The organism is Chryseobacterium sp. S90, from assembly GCF_047444895.1.
In the GTDB taxonomy this organism is placed as follows: Bacteria; Bacteroidota; Bacteroidia; order Flavobacteriales; family Weeksellaceae; genus Chryseobacterium.
Genome location: NZ_JBLGCX010000001.1, coordinates 1684376 through 1697024 on the forward strand (window position 1 = coordinate 1684376; position 12649 = coordinate 1697024).

General features: G+C 36.5%; 11 protein-coding genes. All 11 read right to left on the bottom strand.

Annotated features, from left to right (window positions below):
* Nucleotides 1-42 precede the first annotated feature (42 nt).
* Entirely contained in the window at nt 43-501 is a 459-nt protein-coding gene (locus ACLMCG_RS07705; RefSeq protein WP_413959396.1) for a hypothetical protein, read from the bottom strand.
* Nucleotides 502-535: 34 nt separating this feature from the next.
* On the bottom strand, nt 536-1039 hold the full coding sequence (locus ACLMCG_RS07710; RefSeq protein WP_413959397.1) for a hypothetical protein: 504 nt from the start codon (nt 1037-1039) through the stop codon (nt 536-538).
* A gap of 89 nt (nt 1040-1128) precedes the next feature.
* Nucleotides 1129-1593 carry a hypothetical protein gene (locus tag ACLMCG_RS07715; protein ID WP_413959398.1) on the bottom strand — a complete coding sequence of 155 codons (465 nt, stop codon included), beginning with the start codon at nt 1591-1593 and terminating at the stop codon, nt 1129-1131.
* Nucleotides 1594-1669: 76 nt separating this feature from the next.
* Nucleotides 1670-3385 (bottom strand): ATP-binding protein, encoded by a 1716-nt coding sequence (locus tag ACLMCG_RS07720; protein WP_413959399.1) that lies wholly within the window; start codon nt 3383-3385, stop codon nt 1670-1672.
* Nucleotides 3386-3390: 5 nt separating this feature from the next.
* Nucleotides 3391-4500: a sensor protein KdpD gene (locus ACLMCG_RS07725; protein WP_223601786.1), complete on the bottom strand. Its 1110-nt coding sequence runs from the start codon at nt 4498-4500 to the stop codon at nt 3391-3393.
* A 57-nt stretch (nt 4501-4557) separates the two neighbouring features.
* Nucleotides 4558-5643: a porin gene (locus ACLMCG_RS07730; RefSeq protein WP_413959400.1), complete on the bottom strand. Its 1086-nt coding sequence runs from the start codon at nt 5641-5643 to the stop codon at nt 4558-4560.
* A 70-nt stretch (nt 5644-5713) separates the two neighbouring features.
* Nucleotides 5714-6271 (bottom strand): potassium-transporting ATPase subunit KdpC, encoded by a 558-nt coding sequence (kdpC, locus tag ACLMCG_RS07735; protein WP_413959401.1) that lies wholly within the window; start codon nt 6269-6271, stop codon nt 5714-5716.
* Between the two features lie 10 nt (nt 6272-6281).
* A complete protein-coding gene (gene kdpB / locus ACLMCG_RS07740; RefSeq protein WP_413959402.1) occupies nt 6282-8321 on the bottom strand; it encodes a potassium-transporting ATPase subunit KdpB in 2040 nt (679 codons plus the stop codon).
* 177 nt (nt 8322-8498) lie between these two features.
* A complete protein-coding gene (gene kdpA, locus ACLMCG_RS07745) occupies nt 8499-10193 on the bottom strand; it encodes a potassium-transporting ATPase subunit KdpA (RefSeq protein WP_413959403.1) in 1695 nt (564 codons plus the stop codon).
* Nucleotides 10194-10199: 6 nt separating this feature from the next.
* Complete coding sequence (locus ACLMCG_RS07750; protein ID WP_077415921.1) at nt 10200-10277, bottom strand: potassium-transporting ATPase subunit F; 78 nt, start codon at nt 10275-10277, stop codon at nt 10200-10202.
* A gap of 353 nt (nt 10278-10630) precedes the next feature.
* A complete protein-coding gene (locus ACLMCG_RS07755) occupies nt 10631-11953 on the bottom strand; it encodes a sigma-54-dependent transcriptional regulator (RefSeq protein WP_413959404.1) in 1323 nt (440 codons plus the stop codon).
* Nucleotides 11954-12649 lie beyond the last annotated feature (696 nt).

Consider the following 12649-nt stretch of genomic DNA (forward strand, 5'->3'; position numbering starts at 1 on the left):
TTTTCGCAGCTTTTTTATTTATTAAGAATTAATATTTTCGATTTACTTAAAAACAATAATAGTATATGGAGAACTTTCTCCGGTCTTTGGCAAGATCAGTCTGATATGTTCTTTATTCCTGTAGTAATCCACATAGGGTTCTTTGGTAATGATCTTTCCTTTCTCCGTTTCTTTATATCCGGCTGACAATATCAGTTTAAGATATTGATCGTATTCTTTCTTTTCTTTAAACTCAAATTCAATTCTGTCTTCTGATTTTTCTTCTTTATATTCGAACTTTCCGATTTTCGAGGTATAGTCTAGGGCTTCGTATTCGGTTAAAAGGAAGCTTAAGCCTTCTGTTCTGTCATAAAATTTGAACTGAAGCTGTTTCATTTCCTTTTTAAACTCCTCCATTGTCAGTTTATTGAATCCTTTAAGCTGTTCTACTGTAAAGGTTTGTGCAGAGACCTGAATACTCAGTACAACTGAAAATAATAAGAATCCTAATGCTTTTCTCATTTTTATTTTAGCGTAAATATAAAGAATAGGATTGTCAGTTTTGTAATCTCCAGTTATTAAGGACAAGAGTAATAATAACATCATTCCATAATTCAAAATTTGAAAGTTTCGGCTTTATTGGAATAATTGAAGTTTTAGCCCATTCCTTTTTTCCTACAGTATACATCATTGCATCATATAAAAGATTTTTTCCAAATGGATTGCTTACCTGAAGCATCATTCCTTTATGTTTTCTATCCTCAGTATCTTGTGAAAATTCTATTTCTATGGTTTTCGACGGATTTATATTGTCTTTCACTACCTTCATAGATTCCAGTTTTCCATCTTTAACATCTGCTTCGATAAATAAATGTTCACCCGGGTAAATTTGTAAAGTATTTTCCTTGACAAAATAAGGAGATTTTTTTACTTCTTGCTGATAATACCTCACAGAATCCACCGGAAGTTTTAAAGTAAAGTTTTCACGAAATTCTTGTTGACTAAAGCAAAATTTCGATATTATAAGTCCAAAAAAAAGAGCGATTGTTTTAATATTCACAGGTTTAGGTTATTTAATTTTATAGCGCTAAAATATAACAAATAACAATAATCCTTACAACTGGTAGTCTGAAATAACTGCTTAAACTACTATTCCTTAATCAAAGCTTTCCGAAACAGCAAAATTTCTGCCTTATTTAGTCTTTCCAAAGAAATTGTGCGCTTTGTATTGGGCATCCAGTCAGGATAAAGAATGAGTTCCACATAATTGTCATGTATATGAAATTCTCTCAGAACTTCCGGATTTTTTGTATTTCTTCTATCTGATCCAAATCTCAGATTAATACACTTACCGGGAACAATGTAAAAATCTTTAGGAAACAAAAATATAGAATTCTGATTCATGAAAATTTCAAAACTACACCATCGAAATTTTTTACTATAGCTAAGACCTCCTTTAGTTACTGAAACAATGGTACCATGGATATTTTTAAAAATTACCGCATCCGGCTGCTGATATTTTTCAATAATTTTATTTTTCTGCACATAAAAGAAAATTCTTGAGATGATAAAAACTGCTATACCTGCCAATGGCAAATAGAAAAAAGGATCCATGAATAAAAGAATAGAATTACAAATTTTTAAATAAGAAAATCAGATATTTTCCTGTTTAAAGGTATAACAATAATCCTTATGAAACCGGCAGTCTGAAATAAAATGTACTTCCGTTATTCAGAGAACTCTTCACTCCTATTTCTCCATGTTGTTTTTCAATGAAATTTTTTGAAATAGCCAAGCCCAAACCTGTCCCATTCTGATGTTCGCCGGGAACTTGAAAATAACGGTCAAAGATCTGGCGGTGGTATTTTTCATCAATTCCACTTCCGGTATCAATAATACTGAACTGAATGAATGAGTTTTGTTTTTCTACCACAATCTTAATATTTTCATCCTGAAAAGAGTGTTTCACCGCATTGGTAAGAAAATTATTCATTACCCAGACTGTTTTATCAAAATCAGCATTTACAGCATCGCTTTCTTCCAGAAGATATTCTGTGCTGATGGAAATATTTTTCTGCTCGGCAAGCTTTTCAACATTTTTTACTGCAGTTTGTACGATTTCTTTAGGGGAACATTTCTCTACAGTCAATCTGATATTTCCGGATTCTACCTGAGAAAGATTAAGCAATTCCCCTGTGATATCCAATAACCGCTGCCCGTCTTCATTAATGCTTTTCAATAATTCCTGCTGCTGCTCATTCAGTTCTCCGAACTTTTGGTTTCCAAGAAGCTGAACACCCATTTTGATTGCAGAAATCGGAGTTTTTAGTTCGTGGGAAATCGTTGCAATGAAGTTGGTTTTAGCAAAATCAAGTTCTTTAAAAGGGGTAATATTTCTCAACAAGATTACCTTTCCGATATATTTTTTTTCTTTTTCGCCTGTCTTTACAATATTGATGGGAATAATATCCTGTTCGAAGTAATTTTCTTTATTATCACGAACAATTTTAATCGGATCTTTTACCGGATGATCTATATTTTTCAGCAATTCACGCATCAGATCATTGTTAATAGCTACTTCATGGGCCGTTTTTCCAATAATATCCTCTTTATGGAGGTTTGTGATCTTCAATGCTTCATCATTGATCATGTAGATAAAATGGTTTTCATCCAGCCCAATCACCGCATCGTGCATGTTATTGACCAATGTTTCGATACGTTTTTTATCCATCAGCTGCTTAGAAAGTGTACTGCTTTCGTACTCCTGAAGTTTCTCCGCCATACTGTTGAAGGACTCCGCCAGGCTGTTGAATTCTTCACTTCCTTTAAAATGAACCCTCTCATTATAATTTTTATCAGCAATCTGTTTGATACTGAAGGTAAGCTGATTGATTGGTTCTGCAATAGTTTGAGGTAAATTGAAAAGCAGAATAAAAGCAATCAGAAAGCATACGGTTCCTAAACTTACAATCCAAAAAGTGGCATTTTCTGCTGTAATAATCGCGATATCACTCTTTCTTTCTATGCCTTTCATATTCAAAGACATAATTTTGGCCAGATCCTCACGGATTAGTTTTTCTTTATGGATATCCGGTGCTTTCAGATAGCTGCTGAAATGCATATTGAGGTTTTGAGTGGCTTCTTTTTCTCCAAATTCTGTAAGATTTTTTTCCTGCAGCTTGTTATTTTTTCGAAAATCTGCTATCGCAACGGTACTGTCTGTACTGATATTATCCAGCGCCAGAAGCATATTCTTGGAAAACTCCAGACTATTATAATTGGCTGTAAGGATTTTTTCAGTATCGGATTTTAATTTATTGATGTATACAGAACCTATCACTGAAAGCAGAACAATCAGCAGAAATAAAAGGCCAACGCCTAAGGTAAGTTTCGTTTTAAGTTTCATTACTTTTAAGATAAAATAATAATATCTATCTGTCTTTCATTCAGCCTGTTCATGAGGGTATAGATCCAGCTGTAACCCAACAGCCGCTGCCAGAAACTGGCATGAGGTTTTCCAATGCAAACCGTAGTGATATTGTGGGCAATCACATACTCAAGAATTCCGTTATGAACACTGCTTTCTTTGATACGGACTACTTTGGCACCCAATTCCTGTGCTAAATTAAAATTATTAATTAAATACCGCTGTTTATCCAACGCTATTTTTTCAGGATTTTCTGAAGGTTTCTGAACGTATAAAACAGTCCATGGACTGTTATAATAGCTGGCTAACCTTGCTGTTTTCCTGATAATCGTTTTGGCAATTTTCTCGTTGCTGCTAATGCAGGCCAGGAATTTTATGGGTTTAAAATTTTCAGTTTTGATCTCTGTTTCTACCTTTCTTTCTACATGGGTGGCTACTTCTTTTAAAGCCAGCTCACGAAGCTGCAGAATATGCCCGCTTTGGAAGAAATTACTGAGTGCCGTCTGAATTTTTTCTTTTTTATAGATTTTTCCTTCTTTCAGTCGAGTAAGAAGCTCATCAGCAGTAAGGTCAATATTAACCACTTCATCCGCAAGCGCCAGTATCTTATCCGGAACCCGCTCTGCTACTTCTACTCCTGTGATTTTCTTGACTTCTTCATTCAGGCTTTCAATGTGCTGAATATTCATCGCACTGATAACATTGATACCGTTATCAAGAATTTCCAGCACATCCTGCCATCTTTTTTTATTTTTGGAACCTTCTACGTTGGTATGCGCCAGCTCGTCCACTAAAACTACTTCAGGATGTTCATTGATAATGGCCTGAAGATTCATTTCTTCGAGGTTTTTTCCTTTGTAAAAAACAGATTTTCTTTCAATTTCCGGAAGACCTTCTACAAGGGCTACCGTTTCTTCTCTGCCATGAGTTTCAATATAACCAATCTTTACATCAATGCCATTTCGCAAAAGAGAATGCGCTTCCTGAAGCATACGGAAGCTCTTTCCTACGCCTGCACTCATCCCGATATAAATTTTGAATTTTCCTTTACGGGACTTTTGGATCAGTTCTAAAAAATCTTTTGCTGATGACATTGATTTTATTCTTTTTAATTTTACTTTAAACACGTTCAACTGTGGTTAAGCTGATTCTTAAAACCAGGCTGCAAGACTTGTTGTAATGAAGAAATTCCCTTTTCTAAATTCATCATTTTTAGCAAAAATGGCATCTTTGGCAGTAAAACCTCTTGCTTCTGTACGGAAAATTACATTTTTAAAGATAGCATAATCTACATTGAGGGAATATCCGAAGGTCTGAAATCCATTAGGAGTTCCGGTATTGATAATAACTCCGTTTTTATCATTGTAATATTCCAATCTCCCTGCCAGCGCCCATTTGTTATCTAATTGATATTTCATTAATACATTCGGGCTGTACCAGATATTATACTGCTCACTTCCTTTTGATTTCTGTTCTGCACCGATATCAAATCCCAATACCGCAGAAAACTGATCTGTCAACTGAAAGCTTCCATACAAATCATGGAAGTACCGCATTCTTTTGTCTTCTTTTGCTTTATCATTTCCTATGAATGAACTGCTGTTCAGAGTGATTTTATCATTGGGTTTATAGGTCACCTGATGTCCGAAAGAAATACTCTGGTTTCCTTCCGGTTTGGCAATACGCTGCCATCCGTTCAGTACCAGCCCGCTTAAAAACCATTTTCCATTATCTGAGGTGTAAGAAATTTTGGCTCCGGTTTCAAAATACGGCGAATTTTCAGCAGCAAAACTTCTCGTAAGGTTAATATTATCTTTTCCTATAGCACTTTCCCAACCGATATGTGAAGGCATGATCCCTGCGTCAATCCAGAGGTTTTTATTTTTAGAAATTTTGATTCCTATATTGGCTTCATTTACATAACGTAGGGCATTTTGTTCAGCGGCCATATTATCCTGAGCGTAAGTTCCTGCCATTAAAGCAACATTGGCTCGGATATTTTCACTTTGGTAATTGGCTTTAACTAATCCCAGATTAAGATTCATTTCATTGTGTCTGTTATATGAGTAGAGAAAATTTTGACGCATATGATTTCCAGGTTCATTAAAATCGTAGGTGTAAAAGAGTTCTGCATAAGCGGAAAACGTAACTTTATTTCCTGTTTTCAATGAATCTGATGATTGTGCTTTGGCTAAAAACAGCCCTGATAGTGCACATATAGCTAGATATTTTTTCACTTTAGTTTCAAAGGTGTATTCATCATGTCTAGGTTTAAAACCTTGACATGATTATTGATTATTAAATTTATTATTTTAATTGATCCAAAGCAATATTAAGCTTCAGGACATTTACTTTTGATGGTCCGAAAAGTCCTAATAACGGCTTCTCAGTTTGAGTATTAATCAAGTTTTTGATCTGCTCTTCTGAAAGGTTTCTCGCTTTTGCAACTCTTTTTGCCTGGTACAAAGCTCCTTCTTCAGAAATATCCGGATCCAGACCACTTCCACTTGCCGTAACAAGTTCTACAGGAACTTTCGTATTTCCCATTTCAGGATTTTTCATTTTTAAAGTATCAATTCTTTTCTGAACTGTTTCCAGATATTCTTCATTGCTGGGACCTTTGTTGCTCCCACCGCTTCCTGCTGCATTATAATTGACTGATGAAGGACGGCCGTGGAAGTATTTTTCGGATTTGAATTCCTGTCCGATATTGGCATAAAACTTCTGTCCTTTATCATAGACAATTTCTCCGTTTCCTTTGTTGGGAAGTATTTTGGAACCTCCATATACAACACCAAGATAAATACCTGTAACCACCAGCATCACAAGAGTTAATCTGAATGCTGAAACAATATGATTTTTCATTTTTTTAATTTTAATAGAATAAACTGATTACCAAGTCAATGATTTTGATTCCAATGAAAGGAACGATGACCCCGCCCAGACCGTAGATCAAAAGGTTTCTTCTCAATAAGGCACTTGCACCGATCGGCTTATAAGCCACTCCTTTTAACGCCAGCGGAATCAGGAACGGAATGATCACTGCATTGAAAATAACCGCTGATAATATGGCTGTTTCCGGGCTGTGAAGGTTCATAATATTCAACTTTTGGAGGGAGGGAATAAAAGTGATAAAGAGTGCAGGGATAATGGCAAAATATTTCGCCACATCATTCGCAATACTGAAAGTTGTCAATGTTCCTCTTGTCATCAGCAGCTGTTTACCAATTTCTACGATTTCGATCAACTTTGTAGGGTCATTATCAAGGTCTACCATGTTTCCGGCTTCTTTTGCAGCCTGAGTTCCACTGTTCATGGCTACACCTACATCGGCTTGTGCCAGTGCCGGAGCATCATTAGTACCGTCACCCATCATGGCCACCAGCTTACCTTCCTGCTGCTCTTTTTTGATATAATTCATCTTATCTTCAGGCTTGGCTTCTGCAATAAAATCGTCTACTCCTGCTTTTTCTGCGATAAATTTTGCAGTCAGAGGGTTATCTCCGGTTACCATTACCGTTTTCACTCCCATCTTTCTCAGTCTTTGGAAACGTTCCTGAATTCCGGTTTTGATGATATCCTGAAGCTCAATAACGCCCCATACTTTTTCATTCACAGAAACTACCAGAGGTGTTCCTCCGTTTTCAGAAATTTTGGTTACCGCATCCTGGGTTTCCTGTGGGAAGATATTCCCGGCTTTTTCAGTCAGTTTTTTTATCGTATCATAAGCTCCTTTACGGATTCTTGTTTCGTCAAAATCGATCCCTGAAGTTCTGGTTTCTGCTGTAAAATCAATATAAACAGGATTAGCAACTAATAAATCTTCAGATTTCAAAGCACTTAATTCAATGATTGATTTTCCTTCCGGAGTTTCATCAGCTACAGAACTTAATGCGGAAGCTTTAATAAATTTCTCAAGTTCGATTCCGTTTGCAGGATGAAACTGAGTTGCCTTACGGTTTCCGATAGTGATTGTTCCGGTTTTATCAAGCAACAGAACATCAATATCTCCCGCTGTTTCTACGGCTTTACCACTTTTGGTAATCACATTTGCTCTCAAAGCCCTGTCCATCCCCGCAATTCCAATTGCAGAAAGCAGACCACCGATGGTTGTCGGAATAAGACAAACGAAAAGAGATATAAATGCCGCTATGGTAATCGGAGTCTGCGCATAGTCTGCAAATGGTTTGAGAGTGAGAGTAACGATGATAAATGTAAGGGTAAATCCTGCCAGAAGTATGGTTAATGCGATTTCGTTAGGTGTTTTCTGTCTTGAAGCCCCTTCTACAAGGGCAATCATTTTATCTAGGAAGGATTCTCCCGGTTTTGTGGTTACTTTTACTTTAATTCTGTCTGAAAGAACTTTTGTACCTCCTGTTACAGAACTTTTATCTCCTCCGGATTCACGGATTACAGGCGCACTTTCTCCGGTAATTGCTGATTCATCAATGGTTGCAAGACCTTCAATAATCTCTCCATCCATCGGAATCTGATCCCCGGCTTCACAAAGGAAAATATCACCTAATGTCATTTCAGCAGACATCTTCAATCTTGTTTCTACCTGAAATCCCGGCTTGTTATCAAGTACCAGTTTGGCCGGAGTTTCTTCTCTTGTTTTTCTGAGGGTATCAGCCTGAGCTTTTCCTCTTGCTTCTGCTATAGCTTCTGCAAAATTGGCAAACAGAACTGTGAAAAATAAAATAATAAATACTAAAAAGTTATAGGAAAAACTTCCCTGGGTTTTATCACCAGTCAGGCTGAACATGCTTACTATAAACATGACAATGGTTCCGATTTCCACCAGGAACATTACTGGATTTTTAAACATGATTTTCGGATTCAGCTTTACCAAGGACTGTTTTATCGCTTCGTTTACCAAATCTCTTTGAAACAATGTTTGTGACTGATTTTTCATTTTTTTGAAAGAATTTATATCATTGTAAATCAATAGTAACCATTAAGGTCTGCCAGATCATGAGGATAGATATGGATAATATTAAGTGAACGTTTCAGTAAGTTGTCAGACTAGCTTCCTAACTTTTCGGCTTCCTTAATGGTTGAAAATTGATTTTAATTTTTAATGTTCACATTTTTATTTTGAGAAATACTGAATCTGCTCTGCAATAGGTCCTAAGGTCAATGCAGGGAAGAAAGATAATGCTGCTATCAGTAAAATCACCGCCAGGGTCATAAAGCCGAAAGTAGCCGTATCTGTTTTCAGTGTTCCGGAACTTTCGGGGATATATTTTTTCTGTGCCAGTAATCCTGCAATAGCAACAGGACCTATAATCGGAATGAATCTTGATAATAAGAGAACAATTCCCGTTGAAATATTCCACCAAGGTGTATTGTCTCCAAGTCCTTCAAATCCGGATCCGTTATTAGCTGCAGAAGAAGTAAACTCATACAGCATTTCACTGAAACCATGGAAGCCTGGATTATTCAATGTTTTTGCTCCGAATTCCGGTAAATAAGCCGTTAAAGCTGTTCCCGCAAGAATTAAAAAAGGATGGAATAAAGCGACAATCATAGCAATCTTCATCTCTTTGGCTTCAATCTTTTTGCCCATGAATTCAGGAGTTCGCCCAACCATCAGACCACTGATAAACACCGCCAGAATGATAAAAATGAAATAGTTCAGAATTCCGACTCCGCAACCTCCGTAGAAACAGTTGATCATCATGGCAAGCAGCTCATTCATCCCCGAAAGCGGCATTGTACTGTCATGCATAGCATTCACAGATCCTGTAGAAATTACTGTAGTGGCAATACTCCAATACCCTGATGCAGCACTTCCGAAACGGATTTCTTTCCCTTCCATAGCTCCAAGACTGCTGTCTGCTCCCATTTGTGTAATCAGAGGATTTCCACCTGTTTCATTCACGATATTCGGAATGGTAAGTGCCAGAAAACCGACTGTCATTACGGTAAAGATCACCCATGACAGCTTTCTTTTATTCAGATAAAAACCCAGTGCAAATACCAATGCAAACGGAATGATCATTTGAGTGACCATTTCTGTCATATTGGTCGTATAATTAGGATTTTCAAGCGGATGTGCTGAGTTCGCTCCAAAAAATCCTCCACCATTAGTTCCTAAGTGTTTGATTGCAACAAATGCAGATACAGGTCCTCTGGAAACATCAGCCTTTTGACCTTCGAGTGTAATGATATGATCTTTTCCTTCAAAAGTCATCGGACTTCCGCTGATAGAAAGAATTAAAGCAACAATTATACTTATCGGAACCAGGATTCTTATCATTGATTTTGTGAAAAAATCGTAGAAATTACCTAATTCTGTGCTTGTTTTTTCTTTAAAAGCTTTAAAAAGAACCGCCATTGCTGCCATCCCTGTTGCTGCCGTTACAAACTGCAAAAACATCAGATAAAGCTGGCTCAGGTAGCTTACTCCTGTTTCTCCCGAATAGTGCTGTAGATTACAGTTTACTAAAAAAGAAATGGTCGTATTAAAAGCCAGATCGGGTGACATATTCGGATTCCCGTCAGGATTTAAAGGAAGCCATGCCTGATTGAGTAAAAGAAGGAATCCAATGATGAACCATATAAGGTTGATCGCCAGCATAGCGTACATATTCTGCTTCCAATTCATCTGACGGGCAGGATTAATCCCCGAAACTTTATAAATTAACTTTTCAATGGGTTCAAAGACCGGATCAAGAAAAGTCTTTTTGTATCCATAAACATTAGCTATATATTTTCCTAAAAAAATTCCGATAACTAACGTGACAGCAAACATTGCTATAATGCCTAAAATTTCTGTATTCATGATTGTTTAAAATTTTTCAGGTTTTATTAAAACATAACAGATATACACAAAGGCAAGTATTGAGAGGAAAAATAAACTCCACATAATTTATATTCTATCAAAAAATTCAACTGATTTACATAAAAGCCAAAACAACACTGCAAAAAGCAGAATTAAACTTATAAGCATCATATCTTAATCATTAGGGTTAAAAGAGTCAGTAATACGTACGATACAATCAGCAGACTAAAAGTAGAATGCTCCCGTTTTTTAAACGTTTTTCTTGAAATTGTCATTTTTAAATATTTTATTCAGAGACTATATGCCAAAACAAGGTCCATTTAAAGAATTAAATATTTAAATAATTAAATATCAACACTTTAAACTACACGCAAGCACTCAATAAAAACAGAAAAGCCTATCAAAATGATAGGCTCTTTATTAAAATGATAATAGTTTTATTTTAATCCGTATTCTTCCAGTTTACGGTATAGCGTGGCAATGCCAATCTCAAGTAATCTGGCTGCTTCTGCTTTATTTCCTTTTGTATATTGTAATACTTTTTGAATATGTATTTTTTCCAGGGAACGGATGCTCAGCGAATCACTTTCCGGAGCGGCTTTCTCAGAATAATGAGGAAGACTGTCCGCGTCAAGGATGTTGTTATCCATCAAAATTAAACTTCGCTCCACGGCATTTCTCAACTCACGGATATTTCCCTTCCAATCATTAACCTCCAGCGCTTTATAATAGTCCGGACTTACCTGAACAGACGACAAATGAAGTTTATGAGAAAAAAGGTCAATAAAGTTATTCGCAAGTGCTTTCAGATCTTCTTTTCTATTGCGCAAAGACGGAAGAGTGATTTCAAATACATTCAGTCTGAAATAGAGATCTTCTCTGAAGTTACCCTGCTTTATTTCATCTTCCAAATCTCTGTTAGTAGCTGCGATTAATCTGAAATCAGATTTTGAAACTTTCGTCTCACCCATTTTGATAAACTCTCTGGTTTCCAAAACTCTAAGCAGCTTGGCCTGAAGTTCTACCGGCATCTCGCCAATTTCATCCAGAAACAAAGTACCCCCATTTGCTTCTTCAATCAATCCCTTTTTATCCTTAATAGCTCCTGTAAAAGCTCCTTGTTTGTGCCCAAAAAGCTCACTTTCCAGAATCTCCTTACTGAATGCCGAACAGTTGATTGCCACAAAGCTGTTTTTCTTTCTGTCACTCCCTTCATGAATCGCACTGGCAAAGACTTCTTTACCCGTTCCTGTTTCTCCTGTGAGCAAAACAGCAGCGTCCGTTAAAGCCACTTTTTCAGCCAATTTCTTAGCCTGCAGAATTAGAGGTGATTTTCCTATGATTTGGTCAAATCCCTTAGTAACAACTTGCTGTACTATTCTGGATTTGTTATCCTTTACCTTTTCAAGAGCTTTATACACCAATGGGATAATTTTTTCATTATCATCACCCTTTACCAGATAATCATATGCTCCATTCTTCATAGCCTGCACTGCATCAGTAATATTACCGAAGGCTGTCATCAGAATAATTTCCAGCTGAGGATATTTGCTTTTAATAGACTTTATCAATTCTACTCCAAAAGCATCAGGCAGACGGACATCGCTTAAAACAACATCAAAATCATATTGCTCCAGCATTGTCATCGCTGAACGTGCTGTAGAAGCTTCTTTTACATTAAAATTTTCTTGGGAGAGGATCATTCCCAGTAACTTTAGGAGTTTGATCTCATCATCGATGATCAGAATGTTTCCTGACATTATAATTATTTTTGGAAAACTGATACAAACTTATTGAATTTATTCGAAGAAAATAGGGATTATAGAGAATAGTTTTCTGAACGACTCTGAAATTTCAGGAGCATTCTCCCGCTATCCATTCCTACTCCTCGCGCCAGGGCTTTCCCAGACTATAGCCGAAGCATCCACGCCTGCTGCGGGGTAACCATTACTATCGGAGCTAGGGAAGACGAATGATGAATTATAAATTATAAATTATGAGTTATTGGGTACAGATTAAGAGTCATCAATTTTATATAGTGATCTAATATCCCAACTATGTCATTCCGAAGGAATCCAGCCGCATTGATTAGAATCTAAAAGATTCAAAGGAGTAGCACAGAGTTTTTAATATTTAAGTGATCTGATAATCTTAGATATACTTGATGATAGAATCTAAAATGGCTTGTTTAGACTCCTTCGGAGTGACAAGGGAGTGCTATCAATGATAAGTGATAAATAATCAATGATGAATGATCTGTAGTATTGGATGAAACAGGAATCATTAATCATTATTGATTACTCATTGCTCATGTTTGGAGTTGGGTTTTCTTTCGAGTTGTGCTGGGTTTGCTTTGGATTGAAGTTGTGTATAAAGCAAAAAAAAAATCCTTTATCATAAGATAAAGGATTTTTAAAAATAAAATAAAAACTGGCGGCGGCCTACTCTCCCGCTTT